This window comes from Xanthomonas sp. LMG 12459 (assembly GCF_009192905.1).
GTDB classification, from domain to species: Bacteria; Pseudomonadota; Gammaproteobacteria; order Xanthomonadales; family Xanthomonadaceae; genus Xanthomonas_A; species Xanthomonas_A sontii.
Genome location: NZ_NSGT01000004.1, coordinates 66,588 through 87,596 on the forward strand (window position 1 = coordinate 66,588; position 21,009 = coordinate 87,596).

General features: G+C 71.0%; 16 protein-coding genes. 8 read left to right on the forward strand and 8 right to left on the reverse strand.

The window, feature by feature from the left end; all coding sequences use genetic code 11:
- Nucleotides 1-461 precede the first annotated feature (461 nt).
- Together CEK65_RS01165 and CEK65_RS01170 are read left to right on the forward strand one after the other, a co-directional pair.
- Nucleotides 462-2,033: a M4 family metallopeptidase gene (locus CEK65_RS01165; RefSeq protein WP_152180499.1), complete on the forward strand. Its 1,572-nt coding sequence runs from the start codon at nt 462-464 to the stop codon at nt 2,031-2,033.
- Nucleotides 2,034-2,654: 621 nt separating this feature from the next.
- Entirely contained in the window at nt 2,655-3,941 is a 1,287-nt protein-coding gene (locus CEK65_RS01170) for a DEAD/DEAH box helicase (protein ID WP_152180500.1), read from the forward strand.
- 323 nt (nt 3,942-4,264) lie between these two features.
- On the opposite strand, the gene CEK65_RS01175 is transcribed toward CEK65_RS01170, so the two are convergent.
- The gene (locus tag CEK65_RS01175; protein WP_017909718.1) at nt 4,265-4,594 is read right to left on the reverse strand and encodes a DUF6172 family protein; all 330 of its coding nucleotides are present in this window, start codon (nt 4,592-4,594) and stop codon (nt 4,265-4,267) included.
- Nucleotides 4,595-4,760: 166 nt separating this feature from the next.
- Here CEK65_RS01175 and CEK65_RS01180 point away from each other — a divergent pair, with 166 nt between their 5' ends.
- On the forward strand, nt 4,761-5,522 hold the full coding sequence (locus CEK65_RS01180; protein ID WP_152180501.1) for an SDR family NAD(P)-dependent oxidoreductase: 762 nt from the start codon (nt 4,761-4,763) through the stop codon (nt 5,520-5,522).
- A 197-nt stretch (nt 5,523-5,719) separates the two neighbouring features.
- Here the strand turns inward: CEK65_RS01180 and CEK65_RS01185 are convergent, their stop codons facing one another.
- Nucleotides 5,720-6,352 (reverse strand): NAD-dependent dehydratase, encoded by a 633-nt coding sequence (locus CEK65_RS01185; protein ID WP_017916801.1) that lies wholly within the window; start codon nt 6,350-6,352, stop codon nt 5,720-5,722.
- A gap of 330 nt (nt 6,353-6,682) precedes the next feature.
- Between CEK65_RS01185 and CEK65_RS01190 the strand changes: the two genes are divergently transcribed.
- A complete protein-coding gene (locus CEK65_RS01190; RefSeq protein WP_152180502.1) occupies nt 6,683-7,609 on the forward strand; it encodes a carbohydrate kinase in 927 nt (308 codons plus the stop codon).
- 91 nt (nt 7,610-7,700) lie between these two features.
- A complete protein-coding gene (locus CEK65_RS01195; protein WP_017907901.1) occupies nt 7,701-8,201 on the forward strand; it encodes an MgtC/SapB family protein in 501 nt (166 codons plus the stop codon).
- Here CEK65_RS01195 and CEK65_RS01200 read toward each other — a convergent pair.
- Nucleotides 8,162-8,788 (reverse strand): ParB-like protein, encoded by a 627-nt coding sequence (locus CEK65_RS01200; RefSeq protein WP_017914002.1) that lies wholly within the window; start codon nt 8,786-8,788, stop codon nt 8,162-8,164. The two genes, CEK65_RS01195 and CEK65_RS01200, sit on opposite strands and share 40 nt — an antisense overlap.
- 398 nt (nt 8,789-9,186) lie before the next feature.
- On the opposite strand from CEK65_RS01200, the gene CEK65_RS01205 reads away from it, so the two are divergent.
- Nucleotides 9,187-10,797: a GGDEF domain-containing protein gene (locus CEK65_RS01205; protein WP_150410154.1), complete on the forward strand. Its 1,611-nt coding sequence runs from the start codon at nt 9,187-9,189 to the stop codon at nt 10,795-10,797.
- Nucleotides 10,798-10,903: 106 nt separating this feature from the next.
- Here CEK65_RS01205 and CEK65_RS01210 read toward each other — a convergent pair whose 3' ends face one another.
- The gene (locus CEK65_RS01210) at nt 10,904-11,800 is read right to left on the reverse strand and encodes a DUF808 domain-containing protein (RefSeq protein WP_152180503.1); all 897 of its coding nucleotides are present in this window, start codon (nt 11,798-11,800) and stop codon (nt 10,904-10,906) included.
- A 140-nt stretch (nt 11,801-11,940) separates the two neighbouring features.
- Here CEK65_RS01210 and CEK65_RS01215 point away from each other — a divergent pair, with 140 nt between their 5' ends.
- On the forward strand, nt 11,941-13,566 hold the full coding sequence (locus tag CEK65_RS01215; RefSeq protein WP_152180504.1) for a dihydroxyacetone kinase subunit DhaK: 1,626 nt from the start codon (nt 11,941-11,943) through the stop codon (nt 13,564-13,566).
- Between the two features lie 205 nt (nt 13,567-13,771).
- On the opposite strand, the gene CEK65_RS01220 is transcribed toward CEK65_RS01215, so the two are convergent.
- A complete protein-coding gene (locus CEK65_RS01220; RefSeq protein ID WP_152180505.1) occupies nt 13,772-14,929 on the reverse strand; it encodes a hypothetical protein in 1,158 nt (385 codons plus the stop codon).
- A 91-nt stretch (nt 14,930-15,020) separates the two neighbouring features.
- A complete protein-coding gene (locus tag CEK65_RS20905; protein WP_017908462.1) occupies nt 15,021-15,161 on the reverse strand; it encodes a hypothetical protein in 141 nt (46 codons plus the stop codon).
- A gap of 356 nt (nt 15,162-15,517) precedes the next feature.
- Here CEK65_RS20905 and CEK65_RS01225 point away from each other — a divergent pair, with 356 nt between their 5' ends.
- Nucleotides 15,518-17,209: an AarF/UbiB family protein gene (locus CEK65_RS01225; RefSeq protein WP_017908463.1), complete on the forward strand. Its 1,692-nt coding sequence runs from the start codon at nt 15,518-15,520 to the stop codon at nt 17,207-17,209.
- A gap of 115 nt (nt 17,210-17,324) precedes the next feature.
- Here CEK65_RS01225 and CEK65_RS01230 read toward each other — a convergent pair whose 3' ends face one another.
- The gene (locus CEK65_RS01230; protein ID WP_152180506.1) at nt 17,325-19,703 is read right to left on the reverse strand and encodes a DUF3772 domain-containing protein; all 2,379 of its coding nucleotides are present in this window, start codon (nt 19,701-19,703) and stop codon (nt 17,325-17,327) included.
- 232 nt (nt 19,704-19,935) lie between these two features.
- Nucleotides 19,936-20,958: an NAD(P)H-quinone oxidoreductase gene (locus CEK65_RS01235; RefSeq protein ID WP_148828765.1), complete on the reverse strand. Its 1,023-nt coding sequence runs from the start codon at nt 20,956-20,958 to the stop codon at nt 19,936-19,938.
- Between the last annotated feature and the right edge of the window lie 51 nt (nt 20,959-21,009).

Below are 21,009 nucleotides of genomic sequence, written 5' to 3' on the forward strand. Positions count from 1 at the left end.
CATTGGATGCCTCGGAGTCCACGCAGAGGCGCGCGTGGTCTCTGCAGTCTTCTACACACTACGGGATGCTCTCCCGAGCAATTCCTGCACAGCGCGTCGGGGCTGAAGCCCCTCCCACAGTGCAGGGACCAAGTGCTACCGGCGGTCCGGCATTGGTGCTGCGATCGCTTCGCAAGCATTCGGTGCACATCCGCCGACCTGCATGCACCGTGATGGCGAACCGCTTGGCGCGATTGCGCATCACACGTCGCAGCTACGGCGATACCGCATCTGCTCGATGCAAAAACCCTGAACGCAACCTGTCTACCACGCGACGCGACGCCGCCGTTATGGTCGCTGCACAGGGGGAGGCACTGCGCCGATCGGCCGCACTGCCCTGAACGTCATGCCACGCATCGCGCCACGGCCGCTCCGCTGCCGCGACGGCGCGCCCTTCCTTCTTGCGTTCGAGGATTCCGCTCATGACTCTGCCACGTCATCATCGTCCGTCGGTGCTGCTGCCCTCCCTGCTGATTGCGCTCGCCGCCACCTCCGCCAGCGCCGCGCAACGCGTGGATCTTCACGCCAAGAATCCGGACACGCTCGGTACCCAGTACCGTAGCGCCGCCGCCCGCGTCGGCGGCATCCCGGCCGCGGCCGCGGTGCGCCATGCCGAACTGATCGGGCTGGACGCCGAGTCGGCGCTGACCCTGCTCGGCAGCAGCGAAGATGCCGACGGCACCGTGCACCGCCGCTACCAGCAGACCTTCCGCGGCATTCCGGTGTGGGGCGAGCAGGTGATCGTCAGCGAGCGCGCCGACGGCAGCGTGCGCAGCCTGTTCGGCCGCTCGGTGGCCGGGCTGGCCAGCGAGTTGCCGGCGACTGCCGCCAATGCGCCCAGCGCCACGCTGACTGCCGACCGTGCGTTGCTGCTGGCCCAGCGCGTCGCGCTTGGCACCGCCCAGGCCGAGCGCCGCATCGAACGCGCGCAGGCGCCGCAGATGATCTATCTCGACGACAGCGACCGCGCGCACCTGGCCTACGTGGTGTCGTTCTTCGCCGATGCGCCGAACGGCGGCGCGCCGAGCAGGCCGTTCGTGATCGTGGATGCGCGCAGCGGCGCCATCCTCAAGCAGTGGGACGCGCTGACCACGCGCGACGCCACCGGCCCCGGCGGAAACGCCAAGACCGGCCAGTACGAGTACGGCAGCGACAGCATCCATGGCTTCCTGGAGGTGGACGACAACTGCCGCATGCAGAACAGCAACGTCAAGTCGGTGAACCTCAACGGCGGCAGCTCCGGCACCACCGCGTACCAGTTCACCTGCCCGCGCAACACCTACAAGGCCATCAATGGCGCCTATTCGCCGATCAACGACGCGCACTACTTCGGCGGCGTGATCGAGAAGATGTATCGCAGCTACGTCGGCGTGGCGCCGCTGACCTTCCAGTTGGTGATGCGCGTGCATTACGGCACGCGCTACGAGAACGCGTTCTGGAACGGCTCGACGATGAACTTCGGCGACGGCAACACGCGGTTCTATCCGCTGGTCAGCGCCGACGTCGCCGGCCACGAGGTCTCGCACGGCTTCACCGAGCAGCATTCCAACCTCACCTATTCCGGCCAGTCCGGCGGCATCAACGAGGCGTTCTCGGACATGGCCGGCGAGGCCACCGAGTACTACCTCAAGGGCACGAACGACTTCAAGGTCGGCACCGAGATCTTCAAGGCCAACGGTGCGCTGCGCTACATGGCCAACCCGACGCAGGACGGCAGCTCGATCGACAACGCCGCCAACTACCGCAGCGGCCTGGACGTGCATTACTCCTCGGGCGTCTACAACAAGGCGTTCTACACCCTGGCCACCACCTCCGGCTGGAACACGCGCAGCGCGTTCGAGGTATTCGCCCGCGCCAACCAGCTGTACTGGACGCCCAGCACCAGCTTCAACAGCGGCGCCTGCGGCGTGCAGACCGCCGCGAGCGACCTGAGCCGCTCGGTGACCGCGGTGCGCAATGCCTTCGCCGCGGTCGGCGTGAGCTGCCCGCAGTAAGGCCTGCACGGACGCGCACGGCCATCCGCGTGGATGGCCGTGCGTTGCAGTTCGGGATGGGGATTGGGGATTGGGGATTGGCAACAGCTGCTCTCGCCGATCGTCGCGTAGGAGCGGCGCTTGTCCCCTTTTCGGGATCAGCCGCGACGGGCGAAGCGGCGTGCTTTCCGATGCCGCAATGCGTCGGGACTGAAGTCCCTCCCACAGTGCACCCGGCAAGCTTGCCGCACGCCCTTGTGGGAGCGGCGCTTGTCCCCTTTTCGGGATCAGCCGCGACGGGCAAGCGGCGTGCTTTCCGGTGCCGCAATGTGTCGGGACCGAAGTCCCTCCCACAGTGCACTCGGCGAGCTCGCCGCACGCCCTTGTGGGAGCGGCGCTTGTCCCCTTTTCGGGATCAGCCGCGACGGGCGAAGTGGCGTGCTTTCCGATGCCGCAATGCGTCGGGACTGAAGTCTCTACCAAAGTGCATCCGGCGAGCTTGCCGCAAGCCCTTGTGGGAGCGGCTCTTGTCCCCTTTTCGGGATCAGCCGCGACGCGCGATGGCCAGGCGCGTCAACGAAGGAAGCCGCGCGTGCGCCGGGTCGGCGATACTGTCCAGTCTCACCTTCGCTGCCCCTCCCGATGCCGTTCGCTTCCCTCGGCCTGTCGCCCGCGCTGTATCCCGCCTTCGCCGCCGCGCTCGCGCGCGTCGGCTGGCAGACGCCCACGCCGATCCAGCAGCAGGCCGTACCGCTCGTCGTCGCCGGCCACGATCTGCTGGCCATGGCGCAGACCGGTTCCGGCAAGACCGCGGCGTTCGCGCTGCCGTTGCTGCAGGCCTGCGCGCAGGCGGCCAGGCCGGCGCGCTCCACCCGCGTGCTGGTGCTGGTGCCGACCCGCGAACTGGCGGTGCAGGTCGCCGACACCTTCGTCGCGCTGGGCCTGGAATTGCCGCGGCGGCCGCGGGTGGTGGTGACGGTCGGCGGCGTCTCGATCAATCCGCAGATGCTGGCGCTGCGCGGCGGCGCCGACGTGGTGGTGGCCACGCCCGGGCGCCTGCTCGACCTGCTGGCGCAGCGCGCGCTGCAACTGGACGCGGTGGCGCACCTGGTGCTGGACGAGGCCGACCGCCTGCTCGACCTGGGCTTCGGCGCCGAACTGGAGCGGCTGCTGCAACTGCTGCCGCCGACGCGGCAGACCCTGTTGTTCTCGGCCACCCTGCCAGCCCCGATCGCGGCGCTGGCCACGCGCCTGCTGCGCGCGCCGCGACGCATCGGCGACGCCGCCGACGCAGCACCGATCCCGGCGACGCTGCGCCAGCGCGCGATCGAGGTCGACGACGGGCGTCGCCTGGCCTTGCTGCAGCATTTGCTGGAACAGGAAGCATGGCCACGCGCACTGGTGTTCGTCGCCAGTCGGCGCAGCGCCGAGCAGGTCGCCACGGCGCTGGCCAAGGCCGGCATCGCCGCGCAGCCACTGCACGGCGACCTCGCACAAGGGCGGCGCCTGCGCACCCTGGAGGCGTTCCGCCAGCAGCAACTGCGCGTGCTGGTGACCACCGATCTGGCCGCGCGCGGCATCGACATCGCCGCGCTGCCGGTGGTGGTGAACTACGACCTGCCGCGTTCCACCGCGGACTACACCCATCGCATCGGCCGCAGCGCACGCGCCGGTGCCGAGGGCCAGGCGCTGAGCTTCGTCGACGCGGCCAGTGCGGCGCATCTGCGCCTGATCGAAAAGCGGCAAGGCGTGCGCGTGCCGCGCGAACGCATTCCCGGTTTCGAGCCGAAGCAAGCGCCACCCCCGGCCGCCGCGCCGGCCACAGAGGCGGCCGCCTCCACCGGCGGCATCAAGGGCAAGCGACCGAGCAAGAAGGACCGGCTGCGCGCGGCGCGTGCGCAGGACGGGGAGCCGCCCGCGAGCGGCTGAGCGGCGCCGCGTGGGCTGTACCACGCTTTACTGCGGCATCCGTCGCCACACAGACGCGTGCCGAGATCAGGCACGTTTCCGGCCAGAACATCAGAACGACCGCGTCGCCATGCTACGCGTGCTTGTCGGACGGATCCGACCAAGGACGCCAGGAGCGTCCGCGCCAACGCGTGCCGCAGTCGGCCCTCCGGCCAGAAACGCCTGGAAGGCCTGGCGCACCGCGGCAAGCGCTGCGGCGATGCCAAAGGGCGCGGGCAGTGGCCTGGCGTCGCACGTCGATGCCACGGCGCCGCCCCCGGCGCGACAGGCACGCCGAATCGCGCTCAGTCCTCGAAGGGATCGTGCTCGCTTTCGTCCTGGCCGCCCTTGGCCCGCGGCGGCCGCGTGCACGCGCGGCTGCGGATTTCCACGTAGAACTGCTCGCCGCCGGCGGCGACCAGCGCGTCGACCGCACGCAGCAGTTCGGCCGGCGGCAGCACCGCGGCGGTGGCTTCCTCGGTGCCGAACAGGGTGTCGAAATCCCAGTAGTCCGCACCGGCCGGCAAGGTCTTGCGGCGTTCGCGGCGGATGTACTTGCGGATGTCGTGCTTGGCGGCATCGAGCAGGCGGTCGGGATGCTTGCCTTCGATGCGGAGCCGGTAGGTCTTCTTCACTGCGGGAAATCCTGGAAAGGGAATGCGGCGGTCATCGCAGGGCGACGGCGCGGCGGGCGCACCGACAGACGGCGCGTACGACGGCCGCCATGGTGCCAGAAGCGGCCGCGCGCTGCGGATTGCGCGGATAATCGACGCACGCCCCACCGCCACGCAGGAGCCACCGATGACCGATCCGTCCGCTTTCGCGGGATACCGCGTGCTCGTCGCCGGCGCCAGCCGCGGGATCGGCCTGGCGATCGCCGATGCCTTCGCCCGCCATGGCGCCGCAGTGGCGATCTGCGCGCGCAGTCCCGCGCCGCTGGCCGACGCCGCCGCGCAGCTGCAGCGCCACGGCCACCCGGTCGCGGCGCAGTGCTGCGATCTGGCCGACGCCGCGCAGATCCAGACCTGGGTGGCCCAGGCCGCGGACGCACTGGGTGGCATCGACGTGATGATCAACAACGCCTCCGGCTACGGCCATGGCGACGACGATGCGAGCTGGCAGGCCGGCTTCGACATCGACCTGATGGCCGCGGTGCGCTGCAATCGCGCCGCATTGCCACAGCTGCGCGCCAGCGGCCGCGGCTGCATCCTCAACATCAGCTCGATCAACGGCCTGCGGCCGACGCCGCGGGTGCCGGCGTACTCGGCGGCGAAGGCGGCGCTGAACTACTACACGACCACCCTGGCGACGCAACTGGCGCGCGAGCGGATCCGGGTCAATGCGATCGCACCCGGTTCCATCGAGTTCCCCGGCGGCCTGTGGGAGCAGCGTCGCCAGCAGCAGCCCGAGCTGTACCGGCAGATCCGCGCGAGCATTCCGTTCGGCGCCTTCGGCGCGATCGACGACGTCGCCAACGCGGCACTCTTCCTGGCCTCGCCGCAGGCACGCTGGATCACCGGCCAGGTGCTGGCGGTGGACGGCGGGCAGTCGCTGGGCGCTTGAGGAAGGTCGCGCCCGGCCTGGTCCAGGCACACGAGGCACCGCGGCGAAGAACTGCGTGACTGCTCGCGGTGCAGACGCGGGCGCCTACATCGCGCACGAACGTCCGCCCCATCGCAAAGCGGCTTCAATGTGCATCGCACGCAATGCTATGCACTCGCGCGCTCCAATCCCGAATCCCCAATCCCCAATCCCAGCCCCTAAACCAACTGCGCCGCATCGACGATCTGCACGCCCGACCGCGGCCGCAGCGCGGCATCGACCAGCGCCGCGGCGATACGTTCGGCCGGGTTGATCCGGTAGCGCCGCGGCAGCAGCGGCCCGAGCGCGCGCAACACCACGCTGGCGGCATGCTCGCCGCGGCGGCGTTGCGCACGCTCGCCACCGATCAGGCCGGGCCGCACCAGGGTCAGCGACGGAAAGCCGAGCGCGCGCAGGTCGTGTTCCAACTCGCCCTTGACCCGGTTGTAGAAGGCCCATGACCGCGGATTCGCGCCCAGCGCGGAGTTCAGCGCGAAGGCCTCGGTGCCGTGCTGGCGCAGCAGCCGCGCGATCGCCAGCGGATAGTCGTGATCGACCCGGCGGAACGCCTCCCGCGAGCCGGCCTGACGCATCGTGGTGCCGAGCGCGCAGATCGCCGCCTGCACTTGCCACCAGGGTGCACGTGCCGGCAGCGCGTCGAAGTCGAGCACCGGGTTGTGCAGCTTGGGATGGGTCATGGCCAGCGCGCGCCGGGTCGGCGCGATCACCGCGCTGCAGGCGGGGGCGGCCAGCAACTGGCGCAGCGCGTGGCCGCCGACCAGGCCGGTGGCGCCGGCGAGCAGGATTTTCATGGGGCGTCCTTGGAGGCTGGCTGGGGGAGGCGGCGACTATCGCAGGGGCGGCGGCAAGGCGTTGTGGGTGGGGTGTGCGGTCCATGAGGCGCTGCGCGCCCGTACCCTCACCCCAACCCCTCTCCCGACGGGGGAGGGGCTATGGCTTTTCCCTTCTTCCACTGGGAGAAGGTGCCCCGCAGGGGCGGATGAGGGTTCGCGGCGCCAGCCAGCCTGGTCCTCGCATGCTCCTGCCTACCCCACACACGGTCGCCGCGCCGCAGCAGGTACGCCACAATAGCCGCCCCATCGCGCCGGCCGGCGCGCTGCAACCTGACGAGGAGCGGTTCGATGTTCGTGGTGTGCGGAGAGGCCTTGTACGACATCTTCATCGACGGCTACGCCGGCACCTCGGTCGGGATGACCGCGCGCCAGGGCGGTTCGCCGTTCAACGTGGCCATCGGCCTGGCCCGTCTGGGCGCGCCGTCGGCGCTGTTCACCGGCCTGTCCACCGATCCGCTGGGCCGCCAGCTGCGTGCCACCCTCGAAGGCGAAGGTGTGGCCCTGGACTACTGCATCGACAAGCGCGAGGCCACCACCCTGGTGATGGTCGCGCTGGACGCGAGCGGCGTGCCCAATTACGCCTTCTACGGCACCGGCTGCGCCGACCGCGCGCTGACCGAGGCCGACCTGCCCACGCTGGACGCGCGCGTCGGCGGCCTGCATTTCGGCTCCTACACCCTGGTCGCCGAGACCACCGCCAGCACCTTCCAGGCGCTGGCCGAGCGCGAGCGCGGGCAGCGGCTGATCTCGCTGGACCCGAACGTGCGGCCGACGGTGGAGCCGGACATGGCGGTGTGGCGCGCGCGGCTGGCGCGCTGGATCGCGCTGGCGCACGTAGTCAAGGTCAGCCAGGAGGACATCGAACTGCTGTATCCGCAGCAGGATCCGTTCGCCATCGCCCGCAGCTGGCTGCAGCAGGGGCCGTCGCTGGTGGTGATGACCCTGGGCGGCGACGGCGCGGTGGCCTGGCGCGGCGACAGCGAAGCGCGTGTGCCCGGCCGCGTGGTGCAGGTGGTCGATACGGTCGGCGCCGGCGACAGCTTCCAGGCGGCGCTGCTGCAGCAGTTGCCCGATCCGGCCGCGCTGGCGGCGCTGGGCAGCGAGCCGGCCGCGCTGGAGCGCCTGCTGCAGTTCTGCGTGGCCGCCGCAGCGATCAACTGCACCCGCGCCGGCGCCAATCCGCCCAGCCTGGACGAGGTCCGCGCCGCGCTCTGAGGCCAGCCGACGGCATGCACGCGGCGCCCGCGGCCGGGTTGCCTATGATGGGCCGGCCGCCTGCGGCGACACATCCACCGGGAGACCTGCCTTGACCGACCTGTCCGAGATCGCCGTGCGCCTGGGGATCGCCGCCCTCGCCGGCGCGGCGATCGGGTTGAACCGCGACCTGCACGGCAAGCCGATCGGCATCCGCACGCTGGGCCTGGTCGGCCTGGCCACCGCGATGGTGGTGCTGCTGGCCGACCCGCTCGGCAAGGGCGGCTTCACCGATGCCGGCAGCCGCGTCATCCAGGGCATCCTCACCGGCATCGGTTTCCTCGGCGCCGGCGTCATCTATCACACCCAGAAACATGTGCGGGTGCATGGCCTGACCAGCGCCGCCTGCGTCTGGCTCACCGCCTGCGTCGGCATCATGTGCGGCGCCGGCCAGTGGCAGATCGTGGCCGTGTCGCTGGCCATCGCCTTCGTCATCCTGTTGTTCGGCGGCCGCGTCGAACGCGCCCTGCACGCACTCCTGGGCGGCAGGCCGGCGCATGACGCCACGCCGGATCAGTCGTCGGACAGCGGCCCGCACCAGCCCGGCAAATAGCTCGCCTCCTTGCTCTTGGCGAGCGCGAGCGCGGTCTCCATGGAACGGGCGAAATCCTCCTTGACGTCGCGGCGCCGCAGCCGGCGGCGGAACAGGTCGGCCCACAGAAACTCGCTGAACGGCGTGGTGTCCTTGGCGTAGCCGCCCGCGCGGCGCACCTCGCCGGCGAGGCTGCGGTAGGGATCGTCCTTCAGGTCGGCGATGGAGGTGGGCATGTCCTTGAACGGGCGGCGCTCGCCCTTGGCGTCGTAGGGATAGGCCCAGCGGCGATGATCCAGCACGCTCCACAGCGCGGCCTTGTCGACCATGCTGAGGTCGGCGATCACCGTGACCAGGATGTCCTCCACCCCTTCGTCGAGCAGCGCCCGCGCCAGATGGTGGTGATCGACCACGTAGTAGCGGCCATCCGGTCCCAGCACCACCGGGATCATGTGCGTGCCGAGCAGTTCGGCCTGCTTGTGCTTGGACGCGTGCGCGCGCCAGCGCTTGCGCTTCTCCTTCACCTCGCGCATGCCCACGGTCATCTGCGTGGGGCGCAGGGACAGGATCGGAACGGGATGCAGCAGCGGTTCGCGGGGATCGGCCATGCTCAGTCTCCGTGGAAGTGTGCGCGCCGGCGGCAGGCGCGGCCGCCAGAGTGCCAGCGTCGTGCGCGTTCTGCACAGCGCCGCGGCACACGCGATCTTTCGGGAGCCAGGTGTTGCTCCCCTCTCCCTCCGGGAGAGGGGTTGGGGGTGAGGGTGCGACGGCTAGGGAACCTCTTCCCCCAGACACGTCCATAGCGCCCCAACCCTCATCCGCCCCTTCGGGGCACCTTCTCCCGGTGGGAGAAGGAAGCAAGGGGCCGGGGGTGAGGGTACGGCCGCCATGGAGTCCTCTTCACAGACACGGCGCCCGCCGGCTCAAGCGCACGCCGCCAGCGCCGATATCCAGTTCCTGAGCGCCAGCATGGGCGGCGCCTTGACCTGGGGAGGAGCCGGCTGGCATGTCGGATCAACGCGACGAGCCGCCGATCAGCGGACTGCGCAAGCTGCTGTCGCCACGTCGGCGCGATCCCGCGCCGACGACGGCCGCGGGGCTGCCGGCGCGCGCGCAGGCCCACGGCCATGGGCACAAGCACGGCCCTGCGGCGACGCCTGCAGAGGCGGCGACCGATCCGGCTGCCGCCACCGCCGCGCTGATCCGCCTGTTCCAGCAGGCGCACGAGCCGCAAGGCCTGCTCGGCGCCTTCGCCGACGGCATGGCCTCGCTGCACGGCGAGTTGGGCGACATGGGGCGGCGCCTGCAGTCGGCGGCGAGCAGCGGCGACTGGCCCAGCTACGGCCGCGCACTGCGCCAGTTGATCGACAAGTACATCCGCACCATCGACGTCGAAGATCCGCTGGCCGGGCCCAGCGACAGCGAGCGCCTACGCGACCTGCTGCGGCAGACCGTGGCCGGCGCGCTGGCGGCGCTGCTGCACACCCTGCCCGAGCTCGCCGGCGAGGCCGAGGCCAGCGGCGAGGCGCTGCGCCAATGGCGTCCCGGGCAGCCGCTGGAACCGGTGGCGCAACAGGTGCGCGAGCTGTGCCACCAGATCGCGTTGCGCGCCAACGACGGCCAGGAGCAGCAGGCGCTGTTGCTGAGCCTGTTCGACCTGCTGCTGGAGAACGTGGGCGAACTGCTCGACGACACCAGCTGGCTGCAGGGCCAGATCGCGGTGGTGCGCGACCTGATCGCCGGGCCGCTGGACCGCTACTCGATCGAGGAGGCGCGCGGCAGCCTGCGCGAGGTGATCTACAAACAGGGCCTGCTCAAGCAGGGCATCGCCGAATCCAAGGAGGCGATGAAGGAGCTGATGCTGAGCTTCGTCGCGGACCTGGACGGCATGGCCGCCAGCACCGGCGAATTCCACGACCGCATCGCCGACTACTCGCAGACCATCCGCGACGCGCGCAGCATCGCCGACCTCAACCGCCTGCTGCAGGAAGTGCTGCAGGACACCAGCCACGTGCAGGAGCAGGCGCTGCGCGCGCGCGATCACCTGATCGCCGCTCGCCAGGAGGTGGAGGCGGCGGAGCAGCGCATCCTGCGCCTGGAGCAGGAACTGCAGGACGTCAGCGGCCTGGTGCGGGTCGACCAGCTCACCGGCGCGCTCAATCGCCGCGGCCTGGACGACCTGTTCGTGCGCGAACTGGTGCGCACCGAGCGCAGCGCGCAGCCACTGTGCGTGGCGATGCTGGACCTGGACGATTTCCGCAAGCTCAACGAGACCTACGGCCACCCCGGCGGCGACAGCGCGCTGCGCCACGTGGTGGAGGTGGCGCGCACCACGTTGCGCGCCAGCGATGCCATCGCCCGCTTCGGTGGCGAGGAGTTCGTGCTGCTGATGCCGGACTGCACGATCTTCGAGGCCAGTGCGGCGGTGACCCGCGTGCAGCGCGCGCTGGCCCAGCGCGCGGTGGTGCACGAAGACCAGCGCGTGTTCGTCAGCTTCAGCGCCGGCGTCGCCCTGCGCCAACCCGGCGAAGCGCAGGACGCGCTGATCCGCCGCGCCGACCGTGCGCTGTACGAGGCCAAGAAGGCCGGCAAGAATCGGGTGGTGTCGGCGGACTAGCTGGCGCCGGCGTGGCCGGCGCGGGATTGGGGAGTCGGGATTGGGGATTGGCAAAAGCGGGAATGCGCGCCGCTGTTACGAATCCCGAATCTCCAATCCCGAATCCCTATTCCCGCACCTTCTTGATGCCCAGCACCACCGCCAGCACCACCGCGCCGGCCACGATACCCACCACCGCATTGCCCACCGCAAGCACCAGGCTGCCCAGCCCGCCGGTTGGGGCAATGCCCTCGATGGCGTGGTGCAGCGGGCCGATGCTGTGCACCAGGATGCCGCCGCCAACCAGGAACATCGCCGCGGTGCCGGCGATCGACAGCGTGCGCATCAGCCACGGCGCCAGCCACAGGATGCCGCGGCCGATCGTCGCGGCGGCGGCACCCTTTCGGCTCAGGTACAGGCCCAGGTCGTCGAGCTTGACGATGCCAGCGACCAGCCCGTAGACGCCGGCGGTCATTGCCACCGCGATCGCCACCAGCACCGCGACCTGCTGCACGAACGGCACGCCGGCGACCACGCCCAGCGACAGCACGATGATCTCCGCCGAGAGGATGAAGTCGGTGCGGATCGCGCCCTTGACCTTGTCCTTCTCCAGCGCCACCACGTCCACCTGCTGGTCGGCCAGCGCCTGCACCTGCTGCGCGTGACGTGCCGCATCCTCTTCCTTCGAATGCAGGAAACGGTGCGCCAGCTTCTCCACGCCCTCGAAGCACAGGAACGCGCCGCCGATCATCATCAGCGGGGTGATCGCCCACGGCAGCCAGGCGCTGATCGCCAGCGCCGCCGGCACCAGGATCGCCTTGTTGAGCAGCGAGCCCTTGGCCACCGCCCACACCACCGGCAGTTCGCGGTCGGCGTTCACCCCGGTCACCTGCTGCGCGTTCAGCGCCAGGTCGTCGCCGAGCACGCCGGCGGTCTTCTTGGCCGCGACCTTGGTCAGGATCGACACGTCGTCGAGCAGGGTGGCGATGTCGTCGAGCAGGGTGAACAGGCTGGCGCCGGCCATGCGGGGATTCCGTTCGGGGTGAGCGGCGATTCTCGCCGATTCCGCCGACCAGGTGCGTGAGCAGGCCGGCCTCAACCGCGCGTAACGCCGGCCCGGCTATCGTGTGCCACACCGCCGCACGGCCTGCACAGGACACCCGCATGGACCAGTTCCTCACCGCCCCCCGCGCCATCGTCGACGACGTGCTCGCAGCCGCGGCCATGCTGCAACCGCTGCTGCTGTCGGAAACCGGCAGCGGCACCCGCATCGTGCTGCAGGCCGAGCGCGATCCGCGCCAGGTCGCGGTGCTGTCCGGCGGTGGCGCCGGGCACGAGCCGGCGCATGCCGGCTTCGTCGGCCCGGGCATGCTCAGCGGCGCCATCGCCGGCGACCTGTTCGCCTCGCCCGGCGTGGAGGCGGTGCTGGCGGCGATCCGCGCCTGGGCCGATGCGCCCGGCGTACTGCTGGTGATCAAGAACTACACCGGCGACCGGCTCAACTTCGGCCTGGCCGCCGAGCGCGCCCGTGCCGAGGGCATCGACGTGGCCAGCGTGCTGGTCGCCGACGACATCGCCCTGCCCGACGCCGCGCAGCCGCGCGGCATCGCCGGCACGGTGCTGGTGCACAAGTACGTGGGCCACCTGGCGCGCGAGGGCGTGCCGCTGGCCGAACTGGCGCAGCGCGGCCAGGCCTTCGCCGACCGCCTGCTGTCGCTGGGCATGGCGCTGTCCAGTTGCAGCGTACCCGGCCAGCAGGTCGGCCGCCGCGCGCCGGAACTGGGCCTGGGCATCCACAACGAGCCGGGCGCGCGGCCGGTGCAGCCCGGCACGGTGGAAGAGGCGTTGGCGCTGGTGCTGGACCCGCTGCTGGCGCAGGCCGATGCCCGCCTTGGCGCCGACGCGCCGCTGGTGCTGATGCTCAACGATCTCGGCGGCTGCTCGACGCAGGAACTGGGCGTGCTGACGCGGCTGGCGCTGCAGCGCATCGGCGTCGCGCGGGTCGCGCTGATGCCGGTGCCGGCAGCGCTGATGACCTCGATAGACATGCACGGCTTCTCGATCACCCTCGCCCCGGCCGACGCCGACGTGCTGGCCGCACTGCAGGCGCCGGTGCAGACCCTGGGCTGGCCCGGCGTGCGTGTGCCGCATGCGGTGCAGACCTTTGCGCCGGCACTGAAGCGCGACGACAGCCACCGCGATGGCGCGCGCGATGCGCAGTGCGCAGCGGCCCTGGGCCGGGTGGCGCAAGCCCTGATCGCCGCGCAGGCCGAGCTGGACGCGCTGGATGCGCGCAGCGGCGATGGCGACGCCGGCAGCACCTTCGCCGCCGGCGCGCGCGCCCTGCGGCAGGCGCTGGACACCGATGCGCTGGCCACCGGCGACGCTGCCGCAATGGCGCGCGGCCTGGCGGCGACGATCGAACACAGCATGGGCGGCTCCAGCGGCGTGCTGCTGTCGATCCTGTTCACCACCGCTGCCGGTGCGCTGGCGGACGGCCGCGACTGGGTGCAGGCGCTGCAGGCCGGCGTGGCGCGGATGCAGCACTACGGCGGCGCGCAACGCGGCGACCGCACCCTGCTCGATGCGCTGCTGCCGGCACTGGACGCCCTGGCGCAGGGCGCCGACGTGGAGGCCGCCGCGCGCGCCGCCCGCGCAGGCGCCGATGCCACCGCACAGCTCACCCGCGCCGGCGCCGGCCGCGCGGCCGCGGTGCCCGCGGACGCCTTACGTGGCGTGATCGATCCCGGCGCCGAAGCGGTGGCGCGGGCGTTCGCGGCGTGGCGGTGAGGCGGCCGGTCGGGTCGGCCGATGCGGTGCGAGGCAGGTATGGGTCAATCGGGACGGCAGGCGTGTTCGGCAACGCCGGTCGCGGCTGAAGCCGCTCGTACGAGGCTTGCGGCGAGCTGTCCGAGCGCACTGTGGGAGGGACTTCAGTCCCGACGCGCGCAAGCCAAAATCGCCAGTTGCTTCGGAGCAACGCCCCGTCGCCCCCCTACTCCGCCGACGCCGCGTCCAGCACCTGCGCCACCGCCTGCAACGAGCCATGCACCGAGCCGGGCTGCAGCGCCAGCGGCTGGGTCTTGCCGCGCACCACCAGCTCCATGCGCTGCGGCACGCCCTGCGCGTTGCCGACGATGCGGTAGGTGGTGTCGCCACGCGCGAAGCTGAGCAGATGGCGGTCGGCGTCGTAGTCCATCGCCTCGCCCTGCGCGTCCGGATACAGCAGGTCCACCCGCTGCTGCGCGCCAAGCGCCGCGTAGTACGGCGCGCCGCTTGCGCCGTCGCCAACATTGGCGAACACCACGATGCGCTTGCCGGCCGGCGCCAGGCGGAACTCGAGCAGGATCTTGCGCTGGCCCACCGCCGTCTCGCCTTCCTCGTCCCACAGGTAGTGCATGTCGGGCACGCGCTTGCCGCCACGGTCGCGATACACCGTCTCCTGCGCCAGTCCCGGCCCGTCGCCGCGCGCGTCCTCGACCGTTTCGCTCTCCAGCAGTGGCGCGCCATCGCGGATCGAGTATGTCGCGAACTGGTGCCAGCAGCAGCCGTCCTTGGTCATGGTGTGGAGTTCGCGCGCCTGCGCATCCACCTCGAACAGGCCGCAATTGCTCTGCGCCAGCTCGGTGAAGTCCGCATCGGCCTCGAAGCCGTCGGTGGTGCCCAGGTACACCTGGTAGGACGGGCCGTGATAGCAGCTGTTCTGCCCGTCCATCACCGCCAGGTCTTTGATCCCGTCGAAATTGAAATCGTCGTAGATCAGCACGCTCTGCTCGCCGTACGGCAGTTCGTGCACGTTGGCCTTGACCTTGCCGCTCTTCGCATCGGTGTCCAGCACCAACTCCGGCGAGGCCACCTCGAGCAGCGGCGTGGCGTTGCCGCGGGCGAACACGCGCACGATGCCGGGACGGAACACCTCGCCGCTGTCCTCGATCTCCAAGGTGGCGCGGTAGCGATCGGAGAAGTCCTGCAGATCGTAACGGCGGTGCGTGCTGGCGGCGAAGGCCTTGGCGTCGAAGTCGTCGCCGGCATACCGCTGGGTCTGCGTCGCGGCGGTCGCGGTCGACGACAGCAGCACAAGCAGCAAGGCCAGGCGTGCACGCGCCGACAGCACACGGGCATGGCCAACGGCATGCGAGACGATGAAGGACATGGTGGCGTTCCTGGCAGCGGGCAGCGAAAGCCAAGGGTAAGGCCGGCCGCGGTGCCCGAAAAGGGGAGGCAGGACGCCTGACCTCGGCGCGTCAGAACAGCGCGCGTGCCAGCGCCCGCAGCGCCGTGCGTGCCTCGGTGGCGATGCCGCCGCCGTCCTCGCCCAGCCAGGCCACCACGAGCAGCACCACGACCACCCCAGCCGCCAGCAGCGCGAGCCGACGCCACCTCATCGGTCGAGAGCCCTGCCGAACAGGCAAGATGCCGGTGCAGCACGTCGCGTGGCTGGCGTCATCTGCCATCGGTCGACGCACCACGACCGTCCGTTGCATCCCTGCCCACTCACCGCCATCGCCACTCACCCTGCTGCACTGCGCGCTGTTCTCTGGCTCTCGTTGCGGGGCAGGATACGCCGTGGGTGCGTCGTCCCAGCAACGGCCGCCGCCGGGCTGGCCGACAGCGCCGTCGCCGACCTTGCCGCCGGCACCACGCCCGAGCACCTGCGATCCACGACGCGCAGCGGGATTCACCACGCGACGACCAAGCCGTCGCCACACTCGAGCGCGCCCATCCTTGCCCGGAGCCCACCTTGAGCGCGACGCCCGACGCTGCGGCCACCCCGCACGTGATCGGCGGCCTCAGCCGCCGTACCCAGATCCTGCGCCTGCTGCTGCGCTACCGCAGCTCCGGGGTGTTTTCCGGCATGGACATGGAGACCGCCCAGGGCGAGCACGAGCTGCCGCCGGAAGGCACGCCCGAACAGTTCGTCACCGACCTGGAGGCGCTCGGGCCGACCTTCGTCAAGCTCGGGCAGATGCTGTCCACGCGCCCGGACGTGGTGCCGCCGGAGTTCGCCACCGCCCTGGAGCGCATGCAGGAGAACACCACGCCGATTCCGAGCGAACGCATCCGCGAGATCGTCGAGGCCGAGCTGGGCGTCGGCATCAACAAGGCCTTCTCCGCCTTCGACGACACCCCGCTGGGCAGCGCCTCGCTGGCGCAGGTGCACCGCGCCGCGCTGCGCGACGGCACCCCGGTGGCGATCAAGGTGCAGAAGCCCGAGGTCGCCGCGCAGGTGCGCGCGGACCTGGAGGTGCTGCGCAGCTTCGCCAGCGCCGCCGACAAGCTGACCGGGCTGGGCCGGCGCATCCGCTTCGCCGACTGGCTGGCCGAGTTCGGCAAGGCGCTGCTGGCCGAACTGAACTACGAGGCCGAGGCCGAGAACCTGGCGCGCTTCGGCGAGCACCTGCGGCCGTTCCCGCAGCTGTGGGTGCCGCAGCCGGTGTGGGACCTGAGCAGCCGCCGCGTGCTGACCATGCAGCTGGCCGAAGGCGTGCGCGTGGACAAGATCTCCGGGCTGCGCCGCACCGAGCAGCCGATGGACGACCTGGCCGCGGCGCTGGTGCGCGGCTACCTGGACCAGATGTTCGTGCACGGCGAGATCCACGCCGATCCGCATCCGGGCAACCTGCGCGTGCTCGCCGACGGACGCCTGGCGATCTTCGACCTGGGCATGGTCGCGCACGTGCCGCCGAAGCTGCGCGAGCGCCTGCTCAAGCTGCTGTTCGCCGCGGTCGACGGCCGCGGCGAGGAAGTGGCCGAGGAAACCATCGCGCTGAGCACGCGCCTGGAGGACTTCGACGAGGAGCGCTACCAGCGCGAGACCGGGCAGATGATCGCCCGCTACGCGGCGCACGACGCGATGTCCGAAGGCCGGGTGGTGCTGGACCTGGTGCGCATCGCCACCGCCTACGGCCTGCGCACGCCGCCGGAGCTGAGCCTGCTCGGCAAGACCCTGCTCAACCTGGAAGCGGTGTGCCGGGCGCTGTCGCCGCACCTGGACACGCGCGTGGTGGTCGAGGACCAGTTGCAGCACGTGATGCGCGCGCGGCTGAAGAAGTCGCTGTCGGCGGCCAACCTGGCCAGCGAGGCGATGGAACTGCAGGCGCTGCTGCGCGAAGGCCCGCGCCGCATCTCCGACATCCTCACCCTGGCCGCGGAGAACCGCCTGCAGGTGCGCGTGGCCGGGCTGGAGGAATCGCGGCTGATGGAGAGCCTGCAGAAGATCGCCAACCGCGTCGCCGCCGGCATCGTCACCGCCGCGCTGATCCTGGCCTCCACGCAGATGATGCGCATCGACACCGGCAGCAAGCTGTTCGGCTACCCGGCGATCGCGATGGTGCTGTTCCTGCTCGGCGTGATCCTGGGCCTGGGCATCGTGGTCAGCGCCGTGCTGTTCGACCGACGCATCCGCGCGCGCGAGGAACGCGGGAGGCGCTAGAAGCCGGGAGTGGGGAATCGGGAATGGGGAATCGCAGGAGCGGCTTCAGCTGCGACCTGCGGCGCCGGTAGCTGGCGGCCAAAGTCGCTTCGCGCTCCACCACTCCCCGATCCGGCTACTCCTGCGGATCGCGTAAAAGCTTCACCTCCTGCGGCGACTCCAGGGCGATGCCCTCCTCGGCCAGGCGCTGCAGCAGGGCGAAGAACAGTTCGCTGCGGGTGCCGTAGGTCAGCCGCGGCGAGGCCACGTAGGCGAAGCTGTTGAGGGTGACGTGGCCGTTGGCGATGGAGTCGATGAACACCGACGGCGCCGGGTCGTCCAGCACGCCCTGATGCGACGCGTACAGTTCCAGCAGGATGGCGCGCAGCTTGACCACGTCGGTGCCCAGCGACACCGCGAACTGGATCTGCACCCGCCCCAGCGGCCCGGCCAGGGTCATGTTGCGCAGGGTCTTGGTGATCAGTTCGGAGTTGGGCACGATCAGGGTGGAGCGGTCGCCGACCTGGATCTCGGTGGCGCGCACGCTGATCCGGCGCACGTCGCCTTCCTGGTCGCCGATCTTGATCCAGTCGCCGATCTTGACCGGGCGCTCGGCGAGCAGGATCAGGCCGGACACGAAGTTCTGGGTGATCGACTGCAGGCCGAAACCGATACCGACCGACAGCGCGCTGACCACCAGCGCGATCCGCTCCAGGCCGATGCCCAGCGCGGCCAGCGCCCACAACGCCGCCAGGATGATGCCGACGTAGCGCGCCACCGTGCTGATCGAGTTGCGCGAGCCGTCGTCCAGTTCGGTCTTGGGCAGGTAGGTCTGGGTCAGCCAGCGATGCAGGTACTGCATGACGCCCAGGCCGAGCAGCAGCACCAGCACCGCGCGGGCGATCGCGCCCGGATACAGCACCACCTTGTCGCTGAGGCGGATGCCATCGGACAGCAGCGAGAACCAGTCCGAGACGATCGAGACGTTGGTGCCGAACGGCATCAACAGCGCGCCGACGCCGATCAGCAACAGCACCACCCGTATCAGTGCCGAGGTCAGCACCCCGGCCTGCTCCAGGCTGCTCGAGCGCACCCCGAACGCGCCATTGGCGGCGCGGCCGATGCGGCCTTCGCTGGCGAACAGCCACAACGCGAAGTCGTCGGCGAAGGTCATCAGCAGGCGGATCGCGCCGACGATCATGGTGATCCAGATGATCTGCCGGGTGATGAACAGGCCCAGGTGCAGATAGCCCAGCAGCGCCGCCAGCAGCGCCACCACCACCGCGACCTTGACCAGCACGCCGATCAACGCCAGCGCGCCGCCGTGCTGCCCGGGCGGCGGCGGTTGCGCATTGGCCAGGGCCTGCGCCGCCGCTTCGGCGTACTGGCGCCGGCGCAGCCGCGACAGGCTGGTCAGGGTGGCCAGGATCAGCACGCCGTAGACCAGCGCGATCACCCCGTCGGCGGCGACGGTGGCCGAGTCGCTGGTGCGCGCGGCCTGGTTGATCACCAGCAGCATGCTGCTGAGCCAGGCCAGCGCCGCGGTGGCCCAGGTGTACTTGCGCAGGCGTCGCGCGGTGGCGTCGTCGATCGGGAACAGCCGCCAGCTCGGCTGGTTCGGCAGCAGCACGCTGGCGCCGAGCGAGCCCATGAAGGCCGCGGCGAAGCTGACCACCACGAAGCCGTTGAGCACTGCGTCCAGGCGCTCCGGTACCGCATCGATGCTGCGCAGCGCCTCGGCCAGGGCCAGCGCGGCCAGGCCCGGGGTCAACGTGCCCAGCAGCAGGAACCAGATCGCCAGACCCGACCGGCGCAGGCGACTGCCCGGCGCGCGCGACACCGCATAGCGCTTGCCCAGCCAGCGCAGCAGGTAGCGCAGCGGGAACAGCAGGATCAGCGCGATGGCGATGCCGACGCCAAGCGCGCCGCTGCCATGCTCGGCGATCGCGTCCTGCAGCGACTGCATGCCGAGCGTGTACAGCGCCAGCAGCTTGGCCTGGTCGTCGGGGAAATCGGCGGCGATCTGCTTCCACAGCGCCGGCGACAGCGGCGACGGCGAGCGCAGCGACAGCTCCTGGCTGAAATGCTCGGCGCGCGCGCGTTCGATCTCGTCGGCCAGCTGCCGCGCCTCCACCACCATCAGCTTGCCGCGCTTGACCCCCGAGTCCAGGCTGTCGCGTTGCTTGGTCAGCGCCTTGCGCTGCGCAACGATGTCGGGGGAGTCGCCGGTGGCGGCCGCACCGAGTTGCTGCAGGCGTGCATTGACCTGCGCCAACTGCTGCGAGAGCGCATCGGCGGCAGTCTGCGCATCGTTGGAGGCGTCGGAGACCTGCGTGACCAGGTCCTGGAAGGCGGCCTGGTTGCCGGCATCCACTTCCTTGCCGCGCGCGTCCTTCAGCGACTTTGCGGCGTTGTCCAGCAGGGCCTGCGGGTCCGGCGGTGCGTCGGCGGCGTCCTGCGGCTGGGCCGACGCCACCGCCGCGCACAGCCACAACAGCAGCAGGGCGTAACGCAACAGGGAAGATGGAGACGCGGAACGGGGCAGCAGGCGCACGCAGGGACCGGCACGGGCAAGCGCGGACCACCGCGCGTGCGGCGCACTATACGGCGCGGTGCTTGAACCGGGCCAGCGGCGGGCGCGGTCACGCGTGCCGTGTGGGCGCGCCGGCGCCTGCGCCGGCTGCCTGTCGCGACCGAAGCGCGCCGCTCCTACGACGGCAGGCCGGTCGCCACGACCGATATCCGGTTCACCGCGCGTCCGTCGTCAGCACGATCTTGCCGATATGCGCGCTGGATTCCATCAACGCATGCGCCTGTGCCGCCTCCTGCAGCGGGAAGCAGCGGTCCACCTGCGGCTTGATCCGGCCCTGCGCCAGCAGCGGCCACACCTGCTGCTCCAGTTCGCGCGCGATCGCCGCCTTTTCCATCACCGAGCGCGGACGCAGGGTCGAGCCGGTATGGGTCAGCCGCTTGGCCAGCAGCGGCATCAGGTCCAGTTCGCGCACCTTGCCCTGCTGGATGCCGATCTGCACGATGCGCCCGTCCAGCGCCGCGGCCTGGTAGTTGCGCGCCAAGTAGTCGCCGCCGATCAGGTCCACGATCACGTCGGCGCCGCGGCCCTCGGTGAGGCGCTTGGTCTCGGCGACGAAGTCCTCCTCGCGATACAGGATCGCCGCCTCCGCGCCCAGCGCCAGGCTGGCCGCGCGCTTGTCGGCCGAGCCGACAGTACTGATCACCCGCGCGCCGAAGGCCCGCCCGAGCAGCGTGGCGACGCTGCCGATGCCGGAGGTACCGCCGTGCACCAGCAGGGTCTCGCCGGACTGCAGGCGGCCGCGCTGGAACACGTTGGTCCACACGGTGAAGAAGGTTTCCGGCACCGCCGCGGCCTCGGTCAGGCTCAGCGCCGCCGGCACCGGCAGGGCGTTGCGCTCGTGCACCACCGCGTATTCGGCATAGCCGCCGCCGGCGACCAGCGCGCAGACCTGATCGCCCAACCGGTAGCGCTCCACGCCCTCGCCCAGGCCGACCACCTCGCCGGCGAACTCCAGCCCCGGCAGCGGCGAGGCGCCCGGCGGCGGCGGATAGCTGCCCTGGCGCTGCATCACGTCGGGCCGGTTGACGCCGGCCGCGGCCACCCGCACCAGCAGTTCGCCGCGCCCGGGGTGCGGCAGCGGCACGCGCACCGGCACCAGCACCTCGGGCGCACCGGGCTGGCGGATCTCGATCGCGGTCATGGTGTCGGGCAACGCGGCGGCGTGGGTCGGGGACATGGCGGGGTCCTGGCAAAGAGCGCGGCGCACGCAGGCGCAGGCGCGTGGGGG

What these genes read in the sequence shown, in the direction of transcription:
- CEK65_RS01220 (WP_152180505.1), bottom strand. Translation starts at nt 14,929, where the DNA reads ATGTCCTTCATCGTCTCGCATGCCGTTGGCCATGCCCGTGTGCTGTCG.
- CEK65_RS01215 (WP_152180504.1), top strand. Translation starts at nt 11,941, where the DNA reads ATGGACCAGTTCCTCACCGCCCCCCGCGCCATCGTCGACGACGTGCTC.
- CEK65_RS01165 (WP_152180499.1), top strand. Translation starts at nt 462, where the DNA reads ATGACTCTGCCACGTCATCATCGTCCGTCGGTGCTGCTGCCCTCCCTG.
- CEK65_RS01190 (WP_152180502.1), top strand. Translation starts at nt 6,683, where the DNA reads ATGTTCGTGGTGTGCGGAGAGGCCTTGTACGACATCTTCATCGACGGC.
- CEK65_RS01235 (WP_148828765.1), bottom strand. Translation starts at nt 20,958, where the DNA reads ATGTCCCCGACCCACGCCGCCGCGTTGCCCGACACCATGACCGCGATC.
- CEK65_RS01205 (WP_150410154.1), top strand. Translation starts at nt 9,187, where the DNA reads ATGTCGGATCAACGCGACGAGCCGCCGATCAGCGGACTGCGCAAGCTG.
- CEK65_RS01185 (WP_017916801.1), bottom strand. Translation starts at nt 6,352, where the DNA reads ATGAAAATCCTGCTCGCCGGCGCCACCGGCCTGGTCGGCGGCCACGCG.
- CEK65_RS01170 (WP_152180500.1), top strand. Translation starts at nt 2,655, where the DNA reads ATGCCGTTCGCTTCCCTCGGCCTGTCGCCCGCGCTGTATCCCGCCTTC.
- CEK65_RS20905 (WP_017908462.1), bottom strand. Translation starts at nt 15,161, where the DNA reads ATGAGGTGGCGTCGGCTCGCGCTGCTGGCGGCTGGGGTGGTCGTGGTG.
- CEK65_RS01210 (WP_152180503.1), bottom strand. Translation starts at nt 11,800, where the DNA reads ATGGCCGGCGCCAGCCTGTTCACCCTGCTCGACGACATCGCCACCCTG.
- CEK65_RS01180 (WP_152180501.1), top strand. Translation starts at nt 4,761, where the DNA reads ATGACCGATCCGTCCGCTTTCGCGGGATACCGCGTGCTCGTCGCCGGC.
- CEK65_RS01200 (WP_017914002.1), bottom strand. Translation starts at nt 8,788, where the DNA reads ATGGCCGATCCCCGCGAACCGCTGCTGCATCCCGTTCCGATCCTGTCC.